Below are 19,127 nucleotides of genomic sequence, written 5' to 3' on the forward strand. Positions count from 1 at the left end.
GCCGGGCATCGATGCGGACATCAGCAGCGCCGCAAGGAGTAGGGTGTCCATTCGCCGTTGGATGGGGCTGCCCATGAGTTCTTCACGCTATTCGCTGCGCCTGTGCATGGCGTCGTCGTTGGCGGCTGTTGCCGCAGCCGGCACGGCCGCGCCGCAGCAGGATCCTGCCGCACCCGTCCTGCCCATCCCTGTGCCGACACCTGCGCCCACCCCGGCGCCGGCCGCACTGCCGCCGCTGCCTGCGCCGCCGGCGTCGACCCTGCCGGTGCCGGCAGCGCCGGCCAGCGATGTCGGCGCCGCCGCAGGCGCCCGCAGTTTCGCCGCCCTGGACCTGGATCGCGATGGCCGCATCGGCCGTCCCGAGGCCGCCGCCGACCCGGTCCTGCGCGAAACCTTCGACACGTTCGACGCCGATGCCGACGGGGCGTTGTCGCGCGAGGAGTACGCGCACTACCAGCCCGGCCCCGGCGATCCTGCGTCGCAATAGGCGGCGCTGCTATGCTTGCGCGATGCCTATTCCTACCGCTCTGCGCTCCTCCGCCATCGCCCTGGTCGGCTTCGACGGCGACGACACGCTGTGGAAAAGCGAGGACTACTACCGCGACGCCGAAGCCGCGTTCGAAGCCATTCTCGGCCACTACCTGGACCTGCGCGACGTCGCCACCCAGCAGCATCTGCTGACGGTGGAGCGGCGCAACCTGAAGGTGTTCGGCTACGGCGCCAAGGGCATGACCCTGTCGATGATCGAGGCGGCGATCGAGCTGACCGAGGCGCGCATTTCCGCGCGCGATCTGCAGCGCATCGTCGAGATCGGCCGCGCCACGCTGCAGCATCCGGTGGAGGTGATCGCCGGCGTGCGCGAGGCGGTGGCGGCGATCGCCGCCGATTTCGAGGTGGTGCTGATCACCAAGGGCGATCTGTTCCACCAGGAAGCGAAGATCGCGCAATCCGGACTCGGCACGCTGTTCCCGCGCATCGAGATCGTGTCGGAAAAGGACCCCAAGACCTACGCCAAGGTGCTGGCCGAATTCGGCGTCGGTGCCGAGCGCTTCGCGATGATCGGCAACTCGCTGCGCTCGGACGTGGAACCGGTGATCGCGCTCGGCGGCTGGGGCATCCATACGCCCTATGCCACCACCTGGGCGCACGAGGCCGAGCATGGCGTGGCCGCCGACGAACCGCGTCTGCGCGAGGTGGCCACGGCGGCCGAGTGGCCGCAGGCGGTGGCCGACCTGAACCGGCATGCGGCGGCGCAAGGTGGCTTGCCGCCGGCTTGAGAGCGCTCGCGGCGCCTGTCCCCGAGGCCTCGATCGCCACGCTGCCAGTGCGTGCAGCGAGTACGAAAGCAGGCGCTGGTAGCGGCAGCACGTGAGCGCGCGCCTCGCGTTGGCCGGTGCGCCGCGGGAGCGGCCGAGCGGAGTGGCCGCGTGCCATCGGTGCCGGTGCTTCCTTATCGGAAGCGCGCTTGTGCGGGGCGGTAAGCCGAGCGTATTTGCCATGCCATGCCAGGCGGATGCGGCGCCTCGCGGGCCTTGCTTGACGACCGTACCGACCGCGCCACCCTGACAGCGATGCCGGCATCCGGCAGAATCGACGCATGCCGTCCCGCCTGCGCTCCGTCTGTCTGATCCTGCCGCTGGCGCTATGCATGGCGAGCGCCGCAGTGGCCCAGGAGGCGGCGGCGCCGAGCGCCGCAGTGGCGGATGCGGCCGAGCCCGGCAGCGGCGATGCCTGGGTCGACCGCCAACTGCTGGACATCGACCGCTATGCCGCGCGCTATCCGGACAGTTTCCTGGATGAGGTAGCGCGCTACGCGCAGTTGCCGCGCGGCTATGCCGAGGCGCTGCTGCGCGAGCGCCGCTGGCCGCCGCGCGACATCTACTTCGCCGGCTTCCTGGCCAAGGCGGCGGGGCTGCCGTACCGCGAGGTGGTGCGTGCGCGGGCCAGCGCCGGCCCGGACGCCAGCTGGGCGGACGTGGCGAACGCGTTGCAGGTCGAACCGGGTTCGCTGACCTACCGCGCGCTGCGCCATGCCATCGTCACCAGCTACGACCACTGGGACCGGCCGATCCAGCTGGATGCGCTGTTGCGCCGGCAGCTCGGCGACCGCGCGCAGCGCGATCAAGCGGCGGCGCAGTAGGCGCCGCCGACGCCTTACAGGAAGCGGTCGGCGGCGCGTGGCCGATGCGGAGGCTCTGCTCAAATGCCCGCAATACCAAGCCAATCCAGCGAAACCCCTTTGGGAGCGACTTCAGTCGCGCCGCGCCGATCTCGCCTCGCTTACCAAGCCTGGGTCGGTTGCCCCTGGAAACCGCCAGGCGCCGCTTGCTGGCGCGTCGCGACTGAAGTCGCTCCCACAAGAGGCTTGCGGCCAACTTGCAAGCCCTCACCGCGTGGCACCTGGCGGCAAGCGCGCCGATCTTGCTGCCGACCGCTTCCGGCTCGATTCCCGGTCAAGCCGCCCAGCCGGGACCTTCCGTGTCCACTGCACGCGTCATGGCGGCGATCCACGCGGACGACTGGCCGCGCCGCCGCCGCGGCGCGAGAATAGGCGTTCTGCCGGACCTGGTGCCCGGCGCTACCGCCGCTCCGGACCGTCCGATGACCACTGCTTTCGTTTCGCCCGATGCCATCCGCAGCCTGTTCGCGCAGGCCATGTCCGACATGTACCGCACCGAGGTGCCGCTGTACGGCGCGCTGATGGAGCTGGTGGCGCAGGTCAACGCGGCGACCCTGGCCGCCGATCCGGCGCTGGACGCGCAGCTGCAGCGCAATGACGAGCGCGCGCGGCTGGACCAGGAACGGCATGGCGCGATCCGCGTCGGCAGCGCCGAGGAACTGGCCACGCTGCGGCGCTTGTTCGCGGTGATGGGCATGCATCCGGTCGGCTATTACGACCTGTCGGTGGCCGGGGTGCCGGTGCATTCCACCGCGTTCCGCCCGCTCGACGCGGCGGCGCTGGCGCGCAATCCGTTCCGCGTGTTCACCTCGCTGCTGCGGCTGGAACTGATCGAAGATCCGGCGCTGCGCGCGCAGGCCGCGCAGATCCTCGCGCAGCGTCGCATCTTCACCGATGGCGCGCTGCAGCTGATCGAACGCTGCGAGCGCGACGGCGGCCTGGGCGAGGCCGACGCGCAGTGCTTCGTCGCCGAGGCGCTGGAGACCTTCCGCTGGCACAGCGACGCCACCGTGACGCTGCCGACCTATCGCGCGTTGAGCGATGCGCACAAGCTGATCGCCGACGTGGTCAGTTTCCACGGCCCGCACATCAACCACCTGACCCCGCGCACGCTGGACATCGACGCCGCGCAGGCGGAAATGCTGCGCCGGGGCATCGATGCCAAGGCGGTGATCGAAGGCCCGCCGCGGCGGCGCTGCCCGATCCTGCTGCGCCAGACCAGCTTCAAGGCGCTGGAGGAGACGGTGCGTTTTCCGGCCGGCGACGGCGCCGCCGAGGCCGGCACCCACACCGCGCGTTTCGGCGAGATCGAGCAGCGCGGTGTGGCCCTGACCCCGAAGGGCCGCGCGCTGTACGACGCCTTGCTGGAGCGCGCGCGCGCCGCCGACGGCAGCGCCGGCGGCGACTACGCCACACGCCTGCAGGCCGCGTTCGCCGAGTTCCCCGACGATTACGCCACGCTGCGCCGCGACGGCCTGGGCTATTTCCGCTATGCGCTGACCGAGGCCGGCCGCGCCGCTGGTGCCGCGGGCCTGGCCGGCCGGCCCGCCGAGTCGCTGATCGCTGACGGCCTGGCCAGCGCCGATCCGATCGTCTACGAGGACTTCCTGCCGGTCAGCGCCGCGGGCATCTTCCAGTCCAACCTGGGTGGCGGCGAACAGCGCGCCTATGCCGCGCACGCCAACCGTGCCGCATTTGAACAGGCGTTGGGCGCGGCGGTGCACGACGAATTCGCGATCTACGCCGGCATCGAGCGCGCCTCGCTGGAAGCGCTGCAGGGCTGAGAGGCCGAAAGCCCCTCTCCCCACGGGAGAGGGGTTGGGGTGAGGGTCCGGCGCGAAGCGTCTCGCGGTGTTTGGGCGCACGAGGCTGCGCCCGTACCCTCATCCGCCCCTTCGGGGCACCTTCTCCCGGTGGGAGAAGGAACAGCCGCTAGCCCCTCTCCCCTCGGGAGAGGGGTTGGGGTGAGGGTCCGGCGCGAAGCGTCTCGCGGAGTTTGGGCGCACGAGGCTGCCCCGTCCCCTCATCCCCCTGCGGGGCACCTTCTCCCGAAGGGAGAAGGGAACTGCCATGGCACCAGGCGCCGCGCGAGAGGGGCGACCTCGGCTAGCGCAATGCAGCCGCTTGCGGTGCGGTGCGCGCCAGGCGCCGCTCGCGCTTGCGTGCCCGCCGCGCGCGCCAACGCTCGCGCAGGCACGAGAAGATCACATACAGCGCCGGGGTGCTGAGCAGGGTCAGGCTCTGCGAGATCAGCAGGCCGCCGATCATCGCGATGCCCAGCGGGCGGCGCAGCTCCGAGCCTTCGCCCAGGCCCACCGCCAGCGGCACCGCCGCCAGGATCGCCACCATCGTGGTCATCATGATCGGGCGGAAGCGCACCACGCAGGCTTCGCGCACCGCCTCCAGCGGCGACTTGCCGTGCTGGCGCTCGGCCACCAGCGCGAAGTCGATCATCATGATCGCGTTCTTCTTGACGATGCCGATCAGCAGCACCAGCGCGATCATCGAGATCACCGACAGCTCGGTGTTGGTGACCCACAGCGCCAGCAGCGCGCCCATGCCCGCGGCCGGCAGCGTGGACAGGATCGTCACCGGGTGCACCAGGCTCTCGTACAGCATGCCCAGCACGATGTAGACCACCACGATCGCCGCCAGCACCAGGATCAGCATCGAGTTCGGCTGCAGCGCCACGCCGAAGCCGCCGCCGTCGGCGATGCGGATGTCGCCGGGCATGCGCAGGCCGGCAACGGTGGCGGCGATGATCGCGTCGCCTTCGCCGGTGCTCACCCCGGGCGCCAGGTTGTAGCTCAGATCCATCGTCGTGTACTGGTTCTGATGGGTGATCTGCGGCGGCGCCAGGCCCGGCACCTGGTGCGCCACCGCGGTGAGCGGCACCATCGCGCCGCTGCGCGTGGGCACGTAGATCCGGTCCAGCGCCGCCGGCGTGGCGGTCTGCTCGGGCAGCGCGTTGACCACCACGCTGTACTGGTTGAGATCCGAATAGATCGTGGAGATCTGGCGCTGGCCGAACGCGCCGTACAGCGCGCCGTCGATCGCGCCGATCGACACGCCCAGGCGCGCGGCCTGGGCGCGGTCGATGACGATGTTCTGGCGCAGGCCGGCGGTGTCCACGTCGGTGCCGACGTCGCGCAGCTTCGGATTCTGTTTCAGCGCGGCCTGCAGCTTGGGCAGCCATTCCTGCAACTGGGCGTTGTCGTTGCCCTGCAGCGAGACGCGGTATTGCGCGCCCTGGCTGGTGCCGCCGCCGCCGTCGCTGGGCAGGTCCTGGATCGCGCGCAGGCGCAGCTGCAGGTCCGGGTAGCGGTCGGCCTTGGCGCTGAGCCGCGACAGCACCTGCGCGGTGGTCTCGGTGCGGCCCTCGTCGTGGCGCTTGAGCTCGATGTTGAAGCTGGCGCTGGAACCCTGGCGGCTGCTGCCCAGGCGCGCGCCGACGATCTTCACCGCCGGATCGGACATCAGCATGTCGGTGATGCGGCGCTGGCGCTTGACCATGTCGGCGAAGGACACGGTGGCGCTGGAGCTGGCGCGGCCCCAGATCAGGCCGGTGTCCTGGGCCGGGAACGAGCCCTTCTTCACCGCGCCGGCCAGGAACACGGTGGCGGCGATCAGCAGCAGCGGGGTCAGCGCCAGCAGCAGCGCATGGCGCAGCGAGAAATCCAGCGCCACGGTGTACACGCGCAGCATGCCGGCATGCACGCGCTCCAGCCAGGCGCCGAAGCGGCTCGGCCGTTCCGGTTCGGCATGCGCGGACAGGAAGCGGCTGCACAGCGCCGGGGTCAGGGTCAGCGAGACCACCGCCGAGACGCAGATCGCCGCGACCAGGGTCACGGTGAACTCGCGGAAGAACGTGCCGATCATGCCGCTGGCGAACAGGATCGGGATGAACACCGCCACCAGCGAGGCGGTGATCGAGACGATGGTGAAGCCGATCTCGCGCGCGCCGGCCAGCGCCGCATCCAGCCGCGACATGCCTTCGTCGAGGTGGCGCATGATGTTCTCGATCACCACGATCGCATCGTCCACGACGAAGCCGATCGCGATCACCAGCGCCAGCAGGCTCAGGTTGTTCAGGGTGAAGCCCATGACGTACATCGCCAGCGCCGCGCCGGCCAGCGACAGCGGCACCGTGGCCGCGGCGATCAGCGTCGGCGCCAGCCGGCGCAGGAACAGCGCCATGGTCAGCACCACCATCGCCAGGCTGATCAGCAGCGTGGCCTGGACCTCGTTCAACGAGGCGCGGATGGTCGGCGTGCGGTCGAAGTAGGCGGACATCTTGGTGCCCGGCTGCAGGTAGCCGCGCAGCATCGGGATCTGCGCCTTGACCCGGTCCACCGTCTCCACGATGTTGGCGCCGGCGCGGGTGAACACGTACATCACCACCGCCGGCTTGCCGCCGAACCAGGCCGCCTGGTAGGCGTCCTGCTGGCCGTCGTAGACGTTGGCGATGTCGCGCAGGCGCACGGTGCGGCCGTCCTGCTGCGAGATCACCAGCTGGGCGAAGTCGGCGGCCTTGGCCACCGAATCGTTGGCCACGATCGCGGTGGTGGAGCTGCCGTCGCTGAGGAAGCCGGTGGGCGAGGTCACGTTGGCCGCGCGCACCGCGTTGCGCAGGTCGTCCGGGGTCAACCCCATCGCGTTGAGCGCGCGCAGGTTCACGTCCACCCGCACCGCCGGGGTCGAGGCGCCGCCGATGTCGACCGAGGCCACGCCGCTGATCTGGCGCAGGCGCTGCGCCAGCAGCGAGTCGGCGACGTTGTACAGCTCGTCGGCCGATTGAGTGTCGGAGGTCAGCGCGATGGCGATGACCGGATCGTCGTTGGGATTGGCCTTCTGGTAGCGCGGCGTGGACAGGCCCGAGGGCAGGTCCGCCTGCGCGGAATTGATCGCGGTCTGCACGTCCTGCGCGGCCGAATCGATGTTGCGGTCGCTCTGGAACATCATGAACACCTGGCTGTTCCCCTCCGAACTGGAGGAACGCATGGTGTCGATGCCGGGGATCTGGCCCAGGTGCCGTTCCAGCGGCGCGGTGACCGTGGACGCCATCGTCGAGGCATCGGCGCCGGCCTGGCTGGCCTGCACGAAGATCACCGGAATAGAGATGTTCGGCAGCGCCGCCACGCCCAGGCGCAGGTAGCACATCATGCCGATCACGAACAGGCCGATGGCCAACAGCGTGGTGCCGATCGGGCGGCGGATGAAGGGGCCGGAGATGTTCATTTTGCCGGGACTCGGGACTCGGGAATGGGGAATCGGAAAGCGCGGCGCTCATGCGCTTCTTGTTCGCGCACGCCATGGTGCGTTCCCGGAAACCGTAAGCGGCATGCGCCCCGCCATTCCCGATTCCCGATTCCCCATTCCCGGCAACTCATACCGTCCGCCCCGCCGCCGCCACTGCTGCCTCGCGCCGCGCGGCGCGGCGTTCGCGGTAGGCGCGCACCCGCTCGGAGGCGCGTTCCATGTACAGGTAGATCACCGGCGTGGTGTACAGGGTGACCAGCTGCGACAGCAGCAGGCCGCCGACGATGGCGATGCCCAGCGGGCGCCGCAGCTCCGAGCCGATGCCGTCGCCCAGCGCCAGCGGCAGCGCGCCGAGCATCGCCGCGGCGGTGGTCATCATGATCGGGCGGAAGCGCAGCAGGCAGGCGCGGCGGATCGCATCGTGCGCGTTGGCGCCCTCGCGGCGCGCGTCGATCGCGAAGTCGATCATCATGATCGCGTTCTTCTTGACGATGCCGATCAGCAGCACGATGCCGACGATGCCGTCCACCGACAGGCTCAGCCCGCACAGCATCAGCGCCAGCAGCGCGCCGACGCCGGCCGGCGGCAGCGTGGAGATGATCGTCAGCGGATGGATGTAGCTCTCGTAGAGCACGCCGAGCACGATGTAGATCAGCACCACCGAGGCCAGCAGCAGCCACACGATGTCGGTCTGGCTGCCGGTGTATTCGGCGGCCTTGCCGATGAATTCGGCATGCAGCTGCGGCGGCAGCTGCAGTTGCTCGTTGGTCTCCTCGATCGCCGCCACCGCCTGCGACAGCGAGTAGCCCGGCGCCAGGTTGAACGAGACGGTGATCGCCGGCAGCTGCTGCTGGTGGCTGACCACCAGCGGCGTGGTCGCGATCCTGGCCTCGGCCACCGCGGCCAGCGGCACGGTGCCGCCGCTGCCGACCGAGATGCCGGTGTTCTGGTTGCCGATGCCGGTGGCGGTGGACGAGTTGCTGGAGGTGGTCTGTCCGAAGTTGGTGGCGTTGCTGGCGGTCAGCGCGCCGCTGCCGTTGCTGGACACCGCCAGCTGGTGCAGCAGCGCGGTGCTGTTGCGGAACTGCGGCGCCACTTCCAGCACCACGCGGTACTGGTTGAGCTGGGTGAAGATGGTGGAGATCTGGCGCTGGCCGAAGGCGTCGTACAGGGTGTCGTCGATGGTCTGCATCGGCACGCCCAGCGCGCTGGCCTTGTCGCGGTCGACGGTCAGCTCCAGCGCGCGGCCCTGGTTGGCCAGGTTGTTGTCCACGTCGGCCAGTTCCGGGCGCTTGCGCAGCGCCTCGGTCAGGCGCGCGGCCTGGGTCGCCAGTTCGGCGCTGTCCACGTCCGACAGCGAGTACTGGTATTCGGTGGCCGCCACGCGCGTGTCCAGGGTCACGTCCTGCACCGGCTTCAGATACAGCGCCACGCCGGGCAGGCCGGCCACCGCCTTCTGCAGCCGCGGCAGCACCTCCTCCAGGCTGTCGCGGTCGCCGCGGGTCTTCAGCACGATGCTCAGCTGGCCCTGGTTGAGGGTGGGATTCATCGAGCCAGCGCCGATGAACGCGGCCACGCCGGTCACCGCCGGATCCCGGCGCAGCGCCTCGGCCACCGCCTGGGTGCGCTGCTGCATCTGCGGGAACGCCACGTTCTGGTCGGCCTGGACCACGCCGGTGATCAGCCCGGTGTCCTGCTCGGGCAGCAGGCCCTTGGGGATCACCACGTACAGCACCACGGTCAGCACCATCGTCGCCAGCGCGATCGCCAGGGTCAGCGGCTGGTGCCCGAGCACCCAGTCCAGCGAGCGCTCGTACAGCGCCACGGTGCGCGTCCACACGGTGGTCTTGCCGGCCGCGGCCGCCCGTTCGTGCGCGTCCTCGCCTTCGGGCAGCGCGTCGGGCTTGAGCAGGTAGGCGCACATCATCGGGGTCAGCGTCAGCGACACCAGCATCGAGATCGTCACCGCGATCGACAGCACCCAGGCGAACTCGTGGAACAGGCGCCCGGTGACGCCCGGCATCAGCAGCAGCGGCAGGAACACCGCCACCAGCGACACGGTCAGCGACAGCACGGTGAAACCGATCTGCTTGGCGCCGATCTCCGCCGCCTCCGGTCCGCTCTTGCCCTGTTCGATGTAGCGCACGATGTTCTCGATCATCACGATCGCATCGTCGACCACGAAGCCGGTGGCCACCACCAGCGCCATCAGCGACAGATTGTCCAGCGACATGCCGGCGAAGGCCATCACCGCGAAGGTGCCGGCCAGCGACAGCGGCACCGCCACCGACGGGATGATCGTGGCCCACAGGCGGCGCAGGAACACGAAGATCACCGCGACCACCAGGCCGATGGTCAGGATCAGGGTGAACTTGACCTCGTGCACCGAGGCGCGGATGGTCTCGGTGCGGTCGGAGAACACGTCCAGGTGCACGCCGCTGGGCAGCACCGCCTGCAGTTGCGGCAGGATCGTGCGGATCTGTTCCACCGTCTGCACGATGTTGGCGCCGGGCTGGCGGCGGATCTCCAGCAGCACCGCCGGCTTGCCGTCGGCCCAGGCCGCGAGCTGGTCGTTCTCCACCCCGTCCACCACCTGCGCCACGTCCGACAGCCGCACCGGCGCGCCGTTCTTGTAGCTGATGACGGTGTCGCGGTAGTCGGCGGCGCTGGACAGCTGGTCGTTGGTGCCGATGCTGTAGGACTGGGTCTTGCCGTTGAGCGAGCCCTTCGGCGCGTTGACGTTGGTCTCGGTCAGCGCGCTGCGCAGCGCCTCCATGGTCAGGCCCATGTTCGACAGCTGCGCCGGATTGACCTGGATGCGCACGGCCGGGCGCACGTTGCCGGCGATCGACACCAGGCCCACGCCGGGCACCTGCGACAGGCGCTGCGCCAGGATCGAGTCGGCGTAGTTGTTGACGTCGCGCAGCGGCAGTGTCTCGGAGCTGAGCTTGAGGGTGATGATCGCCGCGTCGGCCGGGTTCACCCGGTTGTAGACCGGCTGGTAGGGCAGCGACGAGGGCAGGGTGGACTGGCGGATCGCCGCCTGCACGTCCTGCGCGGCGATGTCGATGTCGCGGTCCATCGTGAACTGCAGGATGATCGTGGACAGGCCCGCCGACGAATCGGAGGTCATCATCTGCAGCCCGGAGATCTGCCCCAGCTGCCGCTCCAGCGGCGTGGTCACCAGCGAGGCCATGGTGCTGGCGTTGGCACCGGGGTACTGGGTGGTCACCACCAGGCTCGGCGAGTCGATCTCCGGCAGCGCCGACACCGGCAGCTGCCGGTAGCCGAGGATGCCGAGCAACAGCACGCCTGCCATCAGCAAGGTGGTGGCGATCGGGCGGCGGATGAAGATCGTCGAAAAGCCCACAGGAATATCCTTGCTGGTGAGGTCCCGGACCCGGACGGACCGGGGCCGGGGAAAGCCGTTGCGTCAGTCGTCGAGTGACATCTGGTCGAACAGGTTGGTCAGATCGCTGTTCGGGGCGACCGTGACGAAGTTGCCCTGGAACGCGTATCCGTGCGGCCCCCATTGCCCGTAGACGTCGGTGGTCGAGGCGATGACGGTGCGGCTCAACACGTTGGCGATCCGCTCGGCGGGCGTCAGCAGATTGCTGCCGAAGTTCAGGCTGCCGGCGCTGCACACGATCAGCACCACCTCGAACGCGACGTCCATCGGAAAGTCGGTGTGCTGCAGCAGCGCCTGCAGGAACGCGCTGCCGTCGCCCAGTTCGTTGTCGTGGGCGACGATCCACAGCTGGTTGCCGTTCTGCAGCGCGTCGAGCGGCGGACCGGCGACGAAGCCCTGCTGGTTGATCAGAAACGTCTGCAGACTCTGCGCAAGCGGGTCTTGGGAGGCGATGACGACATTGGTCATGATGGGATTCCTCTTGAGGGTGACGGGCGAGGAGCGAGTGCTCCGCCCGTCATCCAGACGCGCCGCCACCGCGGGTGTGAACCGCATGCCGCGCGTGCCGATGCCGGCCTGCTCAGCGCGGTCCGCCGCCGCGACGGCCGCCGCCGCCGTCCTTGCGCTGCTGCTTGCTCTCGGCGGCCTTCAGCTCGGCCTCGCTCGGCTGCGGCGGCGCCTCGCCCGGCTTCAGCGGGGCGACCTTGCTGCCCGGCTTGAGCCGGAACTGGCCTTCGGTCACCACCCGTTCGCCGGCCTTCAGGCCCTGCGCCAGCTGCACCTGGCTGTCGCCGACTTCCGCGCCCTGCTTGACCGTCTGCATCTTGACCGTGTTGTCGCCCTGCACCACGTACACGTAGTCGCCGTCGGGGCCGCGCTGCACCGCCTGGGTCGGCACCACCACGCCGCTGTCCAGCGTGCGCAGGGTCAGCCGCACGTTGACGAACTGGCCCGGCCACAGCGCGTTGCCGGGGTTGGGGAACACTGCGCGCACCTTGAAGGTGCCGGTGTCGCTGCTGATCTGGTTGTCGACCACGTCGACCTTGCCGTCGCCGGCGATCACGTGCGCATCGGTGCGGTCCAGCGCCGCCACCGTCAGCGGGCCGGCCGCCTGCGCCTCGCGCAGCCCCTGCAGCTCGCGCTCGGCCAGGTTGAAGACCACGTAGATCGGATGGATCTGGGTGATGGTGACGATGCTGCTGCTGGTGCTGACGATGTTGCCCACGTCCACGCCGCGCAGGCCGGTGATGCCGTCGATCGGGGCGAGGATGCGGGTGTACTGCAGTTGCACCTGCGCCGCGCGCATCGATGCGTCGTTGGCGGCCACCGCGGCCTCGTACTGCGCCACCTGGTTGCGCTGCGTGTCCAGGTCGGTCTTGGCCACGTACTGGCGGTAGGCCGGCGAATCGGAGCGCTGGAAGGTGGAGCGGGCGGTGGCCAGCAACGCCTGGTTCTGGCGCTTGCTCGCCGCCGCCTCGTCGTAGCTGGCCTGCAGCGAGCGCGGGTCGATCTGCGCCAGCACGTCGCCCTTCTTCACTTCCTGGCCTTCACGGAAGTTCAGGCTCATCAGCTGCCCGCCGACCTGCGGATTGACCGTGACCGTGGCCAGCGCGGTCACCGTGCCGGTGGAGGTGGCGTAGATCGGCACCGCCTGGCTGCTGGCGGCGACCACCGTCACCGGGATCGGCGTGCTGTCGTCGCCATCGCCGCCCGCCTCCGCGCCGCCGCGGCCATGGCCGTGACCGCTGCGCAGGAAGTGCGCGCCCACCAGCACCACGACCACCGCTGCGACGATCAGCAGCGCAATCTTCCAGAAACGCGACATCCGGGGGGAACTCCTGTGGCGAGGCGGGGTAGGGGACCCTCCCGCAATGGCTGGTGCGACAAGCGGTGAAGCATATCGCCGGCGCGTTGCGATTGGACCATGACTTAAGGGAGGGGGGAGGTGCGCCTGCGGCCATGGGCGCTGATAGCGGCAACGCACCGGCGGTGGATCGGTTGACACGGATTCCTAAGGGTTTTTTCGCCGTGGCGGCGCGCCGGCCGGTGCCGGCGCGCCGCGAATGCAATACATTGACTGAACGCCCTGCAAAGAACCGATCGGAGATTGCCCATGCCGCGCCTGTCCCGCCTGCTGTCCGCCCTGCTGCTCGCCGTCCCCGCGCTGGCCTGCGCCCAGTCCGCCGAACGCCCGGAAGTGGCGGCCGCCGCGGCCAAGCTGCAGGCCAAGGTGGTCGACTGGCGGCGCGATTTCCACCAGCACCCGGAGCTGTCCAACCGCGAGGAGCGCACCGCGGCCAAGGTCGCCGAGCGGCTGCGCGCGCTGGGCCTGAAGCCGCAGACCGGGATCGCCCACCACGGCGTGGTGGCGATCATCAAGGGCGCGCTGCCGGGGCCGAAGATCGCCCTGCGCGCGGACATGGACGCGCTGCCGGTGACCGAGCAGACCGGCCTGGCGTTCGCGTCCAAGGCCACCGGCGAGTACCGCGGCGAAACCGTCGGGGTCATGCACGCCTGTGGCCACGACGCCCACACCAGCATCCTGCTGGGCGTGGCCGAAGCGCTGGTGGCGATGCGCGCGCAGCTGCCGGGCGAGGTGATGCTGGTGTTCCAGCCTTCCGAGGAGGGCGCGCCGGGCAACGAGGAGGGCGGCGCCTCGCTGATGCTGAAGGAAGGCCTGTTCCGCGACTTCAAGCCCGACGCGATGTTCGGCCTGCACGTGTTCTCCAGCGTGCAGGCGGGCAAGATCGCGGTGCGCGGCGGCCCGCTGATGGCCGCCTCGGACCGCTTCAGCATCAAGGTGATCGGCCGCCAGACCCACGGCTCGGCGCCGTGGAACGGGATCGACCCGATCGTGGCCAGCGCCGACCTGATCGGTGCGGCGCAGACCGTGGTCAGCCGCCGCGCCAACATTTCCAGGCAGCCGGCGGTGCTCAGCTTCGGCGCGATCAAGGGCGGCATCCGCTACAACATCATTCCCGACGACGTGGAGATGGTCGGCACCATCCGCACCTTCGACGAAGGCATGCGCCAGCAGATCTTCGCCGACCTGAAGACCGTCGCCGAGCACACCGCCGCCGCGCACGGCGCCAAGGCCGAGGCGCACGTGCCCGACCAGGACGGCAACCCGGCCACGGTCAACGACCCGGCGCTGACTGCGAAGATGCTGCCCAGCCTGCAGGCGGTGGTCGGTGCCGACAACGTCTACGAGCCGCCGTTGCAGATGGGCGCGGAGGACTTCTCGTTCTACGCCCAGCAGGTGCCGTCGATGTTCTTCTTCGTCGGCGCCACCGGCCCCGGCATCGACCCGGCGACCGCGCCGAGCAACCACTCGCCGCAGTTCCTGCTCGACGAATCGGCGCTGGACGTAGGCCTGCGCGCGCTGCTGCAGGTCTCGCTGGACTATCTGGGGATGAAGCGGTGATTGGGGAGTCGGGATTGGGGATTCGTAGAAGCGGTTGCCCGGGGCGGAGATAGCGCCGCACACCCTGGCACTTTCTGGATCCGGATGGATTGGCCAAGCCGCAGCTCGCGCGGTGCGCTTTTACCAATCCCGACTCCCGACTCCCCAATCCCGGCCTCCCATACACCTTCCAGCCAGACCGCCAACGCTAGACTGGCCGGCATGAACACCCCCCAGGATTCCAGTCTCGGCCGCGAGGTCGCGTATCCCTCGCAGTACGACCCCGCGCTGCTGTTCCCGATCCCCCGCGCCGGGGGCCGCGCCGAGATCGGCCTGGACGCCGCGCCGCTGCCGTTCTTCGGCCTCGACCGCTGGCATGCCTACGAACTGGGCTGGCTGGACGCGCAGGGCAAGCCCTGCGTGGCCACCGCCACCTTGCAGGTGCCGTGCACCTCGCCGCAGCTGATCGAATCCAAGTCGCTCAAGCTCTACCTCAACTCGCTCAACGCGATGCGCTTCAACAGCGCCGAAGCGGTGCGCGCCTGCATCGTCACCGACCTGTCGGCGCGCGCCGGCGCCGACGTGACCATGGAGTTCGGCCTGCCGCCGGTGGATCCGCTGGGCGACGGCGAGTCGCTGGATGTGCTGGACATCGCCATCGACTGCTACGGCCCGCCACGTCCGCAGTTCCTGCTCGCCGCGGCCGACGACATCGTCGAGGAGACGCTGAGCAGCGAACTGCTCAAGTCCAACTGCCCGGTCACCGGCCAGCCGGACTGGGCCACGCTGTGCGTGCGCTATCGCGGCGGCCGCATCGACCGCGAAGGCCTGTTGCGCTACCTGATCAGCTTCCGCGAGCATGCCGGCTTCCACGAACAGTGCGTCGAGCAGATCTTCCACGACCTGCTGACGCGTTGCCGCCCGCAGTCGCTGCAGGTCGAGGCGCGCTACACGCGCCGCGGCGGCCTGGACATCAATCCCTGGCGCGCCACCCCCGACGTGGCCGAGCCGATCGCCTTCCACCGCGACCCGCGCCAGTAGCGCGGGGGCTGAATCGGGCCAACGCCGTTCACGGCTGCGCGATCCGCTTTTAACAAATCCTGTGCAACCGTGGCGGCATCCCATCCACGCACGGAGCCACATGCGATGAACAGCGACAAGCGCGCCGATTTTTCGGCAGTCACCGCCAAGGTGGACACCACCGCCGACGTCACGTCGAAGGCGGATTTCTCCGCAGTGCAGGCGCAGGTGGACACCACCGCCGAACAGGTGCAGCAGGTCTACGTGGTCAAGTCGGGCGATTCGTTGTCCAAGATCGCCAAGCTGCACTACGGCGACGGCAACGCCTGGACCCGCATCTTCGAAGCCAACCGCGACGTGCTCGACGATCCGGACAAGATCTATCCCGGGCAGACCTTGAAGCTGCCTGCCCGCGCCTGACGCGCCGAACCACGCGCGCGATCCATCATTCCATCCAAGGAGCACCACCTCATGAAGATCCATTCGAAGACATTCACCTCTCCGCTGCTGCTGGCGCTGGTCGGCACGCTGGCCCTGGCCGGTTGCAAGAAGCAGGAGCAGAGCCAGACCGCCACGCCGGATCCGACCTCGTCGGCCCCGACCGAGGCGATGCCGGGTCCGGCAGAGACGGCGCCCGCCGCGGCCAACGCCGGCGCGGTCACGGTCGCGTCGGTGACCGTTGGCAACACCGCCGGCGCCGACAAGACGGTGGCGCCGCTGACCACGCTGAGCAGCAAGGACACCATCATCGTCTCGGTGAAGACCGAGGGGTCCTCCACCAACACCGTGATCGGCGCCAAGCTGCTGTTCCAGGACGGCCAGACCGCCGGCGAGCAGAGCGCGACGCTGACCACGGCCGGTGCGGAAACCACCAATGTCTCGTTCACCAACGCCAAGGGTTGGCCGGCCGGCAAGTACAAGGCCGAGGTCACCGTGAACGGCCAGCCGGCCGGGACGGCGCAGGAATTCGAAGTCAAGTGATGCGCATCGCGTCCCGCTAGGGACACCGCAGTCACGGATCGCGCCAGCCGACTCTCTCCCGGCCGGCGCGGCACGCTGGGCGCAGTCGCGAGACTGCGCCCTTTTTTATGGGCGAACGTGCGTGCCGGGACACGCAAGGGCCTATTGCCGATGCCTGCATCGCGCGTGGCACCGCGCAAGCCGCACCGCATGCGCCGGCTGCGACCATGCGCCGGCGCACGGCGTGCCCGCGTCGCTGCGCCACCGATGGCATCGGCATGCGCTGCAGCGTGTTCCATACGCATGCGCAGGGAAGCCGCGCCGCCTTGCGCCGCAAGCGATGACGGAATTTGTCCTGCGAGCCAACGCAAGCCATCGCCGCAGCGCCACGCCGCACGCAGCGCAAGCGCATGCGCCGGTGCGGCGGCGGCGATCTCCACCGTTCCATGCAAGCGCTTTCTCCGGCCCGCAGAAAACGCGACAATCGGCGGCCGTCATGCCATCGCCGTCGCAGGGTTTCCTGCGTCGCAAGCGCTGCACTCCGCACGCCGTCCGCGCCGTGCCACCCGCAGTCTTGTTCGCGGCAACGTGTCCTTCCCGAATCGCAAGAGAGCCTACGTCACTCATGTCGAATACGCCCAAGATCCTGTACACGCTCACCGACGAAGCCCCGTACCTGGCGACGCAGTCGCTGTTGCCGATCGTCGCCGCCTTCGCCGGCACCGCCGGCATCGCCGTGGAAACCCGCGACATCTCGCTGGCCGGCCGTTTGATCTCGCAGTTCCCCGAATACCTGCGCGAGGATCAGCGCATCGCCGACGACCTGGCCGAGCTGGGCCAGCTGGCGACCACGCCGGAAGCCAACATCATCAAGCTGCCCAACATCAGCGCCTCGGTGCCGCAGCTCAAGGCCGCGATCAAGGAACTGCAGCAGCAGGGCTACGCGCTGCCGGACTATCTGGACGAGCCGCAGGACGACAAGCAGAAAGAGGCCAAGGCGCGCTACGACCGGGTCAAGGGCAGTGCGGTCAATCCGGTGCTGCGCGAGGGCAACTCCGATCGCCGCGCGCCGCTGTCGGTGAAGAACTACGCGCGCAAGCATCCGCACCGCATGGGCGCGTGGAGCGCCGACTCCAAGTCGCACGTGGCGCACATGGACGCCGGCGATTTCTACGGCAGCGAGCGCTCGGTGCTGATCGAGCAGGCCGGCAGCGTCAAAATCGAACTGGTCGGCAAGGACGGCGCGGTGACCGTGCTGAAGGAAAAGACCGCCGTGCAGGCCGGCGAGATCATCGACGCGGCAGTGATGAGCAAGCGCGCGCTGGCCAGCTTCGTGCAGGCGCAGATCGCCGATGCCAAGCAGCAGGACGTGCTGTTCTCGCTGCACCTGAAGGCGACGATGATGAAGGTCTCCGACCCGATCATGTTCGGCGTGGTGGTCGGCGCGTTCTACCAGGACGTGCTGGACAAGCATGCCGAGGCGCTGAAGCAGGTCGGCTTCGATCCGAACAACGGCATCGGCGATCTGTATGCGCGCATCGCCACCCTGCCGGACGCGCAGCGCGCGCAGATCGAAGCCGATCTGCAGGCGGTGTACGCGCAGCGCCCGGCGCTGGCGATGGTCAATTCCGACAAGGGCATCACCAACCTGCACGTGCCCAGCGACGTGATCGTCGATGCGTCGATGCCGGCGATGATCCGCGACTCCGGCAAGATGTGGAACGCCGAGGGCAAGCTGCAGGACACCAAGGCGCTTATCCCGGACCGCTGCTACGCCGGCGTGTACCAGGCGGTGATCGAGGACTGCAAGCGGCATGGCGCGTTCGATCCGGCGACGATGGGCAGCGTGCCCAATGTCGGCCTGATGGCGCAGAAGGCCGAGGAGTACGGTTCGCACGACAAGACCTTCCAGATCGCCGCCGACGGCGTGGTGCGGGTCAGCGATGCCGGCGGCAAGCTGCTGCTCGAGCATGCGGTCGAAGCCGGCGACATCTGGCGCATGTGCCAGGTCAAGGACGCGCCGATCCAGGATTGGGTCAAGCTGGCGGTCAGCCGCGCACGGCTGAGCGAGACCCCGGCCGTGTTCTGGCTGGATCCGCAGCGCGCGCACGATGCGCTGATGATCCAGAAGGTGGAGCGCTATCTGCAGGACCACGACACCAAGGGCCTGGACATCCGCATCCTGTCGCCGGTGGAAGCGACCGCGTTCTCGCTGCAGCGCATCCGCAAGGGCGAGGACACCATCTCGGTCACCGGCAACGTGCTGCGCGACTACCTCACCGACCTGTTCCCGATCATGGAGCTGGGCACCAGCGCCAAGATGCTGTCGATCGTGCCGCTGATGGCCGGTGGCGGCCTGTTCGAGACCGGTGCCGGCGGTTCGGCGCCCAAGCACGTGCAGCAGTTCGTCGAAGAGAACTACCTGCGCTGGGATTCGCTGGGCGAGTTCCTGGCCCTGGCCGCGTCGCTGGAGCATCTGGGCCAGCGCGAAGGCAGCGCGAGCATCGGCGTGCTGGCGCGGACCCTGGACCAGGCCAACGGCCAGTTCCTGGACAACGACAAGTCGCCCTCGCGCAAGGTCGGCGAACTCGACAACCGCGGCAGCCATTTCTACCTGGCCCTGTACTGGGCGCAGGCGCTGGCCGCGCAGGACGAGGACGCGGCGCTGAAGGCGCGCTTCGCACCGCTGGCCAAGCAGTTGGCCGAGCACGAGGCCGCCATCGTCGCCGAACTCAACGGCGTGCAGGGCAAGCCGGTCGACATCCAGGGCTACTACCGCCCGAACCTGGCCCTGGTCAGCGAAGCGATGCGGCCGAGCGCGACGTTCAACGCCGCGCTGGCGACGCTGACGGCGTAGTAGTCCGCTACAGCGAGACCGCCAACCGAACCCGGCCGGC

Annotated in this window: 13 protein-coding genes; 9 read left to right on the forward strand and 4 right to left on the reverse strand. The window is 69.3% G+C overall.

Going from position 1 to position 19,127, the window contains the following annotated elements; all coding sequences use genetic code 11:
• The first annotated feature begins 106 nt into the window (after positions 1-106).
• The 4 genes from AB8810_RS03130 (at position 107) to AB8810_RS03145 (ending at position 3,963) form a co-directional block, all read left to right on the forward strand.
• Positions 107-487 carry an EF-hand domain-containing protein gene (locus tag AB8810_RS03130; protein ID WP_369916608.1) on the forward strand — a complete coding sequence of 127 codons (381 nt, stop codon included), beginning with the start codon at positions 107-109 and terminating at the stop codon, positions 485-487.
• Between the two features lie 22 nt (positions 488-509).
• A complete protein-coding gene (locus tag AB8810_RS03135) occupies positions 510-1,277 on the forward strand; it encodes an HAD family hydrolase (protein ID WP_369915532.1) in 768 nt (255 codons plus the stop codon).
• A 320-nt stretch (positions 1,278-1,597) separates the two neighbouring features.
• Complete coding sequence (locus AB8810_RS03140) at positions 1,598-2,140, forward strand: hypothetical protein (protein WP_369915533.1); 543 nt, start codon at positions 1,598-1,600, stop codon at positions 2,138-2,140.
• 461 nt (positions 2,141-2,601) lie between these two features.
• Positions 2,602-3,963: a VOC family protein gene (locus AB8810_RS03145; protein WP_369915534.1), complete on the forward strand. Its 1,362-nt coding sequence runs from the start codon at positions 2,602-2,604 to the stop codon at positions 3,961-3,963.
• Positions 3,964-4,285: 322 nt separating this feature from the next.
• Here AB8810_RS03145 and AB8810_RS03150 read toward each other — a convergent pair whose 3' ends face one another.
• The 4 genes from AB8810_RS03150 to AB8810_RS03165 all read right to left on the reverse strand — a co-directional run bounded on the left by AB8810_RS03150 (position 4,286) and on the right by AB8810_RS03165 (position 12,672).
• A complete protein-coding gene (locus AB8810_RS03150) occupies positions 4,286-7,417 on the reverse strand; it encodes an efflux RND transporter permease subunit (protein WP_179567788.1) in 3,132 nt (1,043 codons plus the stop codon).
• A 148-nt stretch (positions 7,418-7,565) separates the two neighbouring features.
• Entirely contained in the window at positions 7,566-10,808 is a 3,243-nt protein-coding gene (locus AB8810_RS03155) for an efflux RND transporter permease subunit (RefSeq protein ID WP_369915535.1), read from the reverse strand.
• A gap of 63 nt (positions 10,809-10,871) precedes the next feature.
• Positions 10,872-11,315, reverse strand: coding sequence for a hypothetical protein (locus AB8810_RS03160; protein ID WP_369915536.1), 444 nt, complete (start codon positions 11,313-11,315; stop codon positions 10,872-10,874).
• A gap of 112 nt (positions 11,316-11,427) precedes the next feature.
• A complete protein-coding gene (locus tag AB8810_RS03165; protein WP_179567782.1) occupies positions 11,428-12,672 on the reverse strand; it encodes an efflux RND transporter periplasmic adaptor subunit in 1,245 nt (414 codons plus the stop codon).
• Positions 12,673-12,960: 288 nt separating this feature from the next.
• On the opposite strand from AB8810_RS03165, the gene AB8810_RS03170 reads away from it, so the two are divergent.
• The 5 genes from AB8810_RS03170 (at position 12,961) to AB8810_RS03190 (ending at position 19,087) form a co-directional block, all read left to right on the forward strand.
• The gene (locus AB8810_RS03170) at positions 12,961-14,271 is read left to right on the forward strand and encodes a M20 family metallopeptidase (RefSeq protein ID WP_179567780.1); all 1,311 of its coding nucleotides are present in this window, start codon (positions 12,961-12,963) and stop codon (positions 14,269-14,271) included.
• A 201-nt stretch (positions 14,272-14,472) separates the two neighbouring features.
• On the forward strand, positions 14,473-15,291 hold the full coding sequence (gene queF / locus AB8810_RS03175; RefSeq protein WP_206229819.1) for an NADPH-dependent 7-cyano-7-deazaguanine reductase QueF: 819 nt from the start codon (positions 14,473-14,475) through the stop codon (positions 15,289-15,291).
• 105 nt (positions 15,292-15,396) lie between these two features.
• Positions 15,397-15,690, forward strand: a complete 294-nt coding sequence (locus AB8810_RS03180; RefSeq protein WP_369915537.1) for a LysM peptidoglycan-binding domain-containing protein — start codon at positions 15,397-15,399, stop codon at positions 15,688-15,690.
• Positions 15,691-15,741: 51 nt separating this feature from the next.
• Positions 15,742-16,251 (forward strand): hypothetical protein, encoded by a 510-nt coding sequence (locus AB8810_RS03185; protein ID WP_369915538.1) that lies wholly within the window; start codon positions 15,742-15,744, stop codon positions 16,249-16,251.
• 604 nt (positions 16,252-16,855) lie between these two features.
• Positions 16,856-19,087, forward strand: coding sequence for an NADP-dependent isocitrate dehydrogenase (locus tag AB8810_RS03190; protein ID WP_369915539.1), 2,232 nt, complete (start codon positions 16,856-16,858; stop codon positions 19,085-19,087).
• The last annotated feature ends 40 nt before the right edge of the window (positions 19,088-19,127 follow it).

The organism is Xanthomonas sp. NCPPB 3005, assembly GCF_041228095.2.
In the GTDB taxonomy this organism is placed as follows: Bacteria; Pseudomonadota; Gammaproteobacteria; order Xanthomonadales; family Xanthomonadaceae; genus Xanthomonas_A; species Xanthomonas_A bonasiae.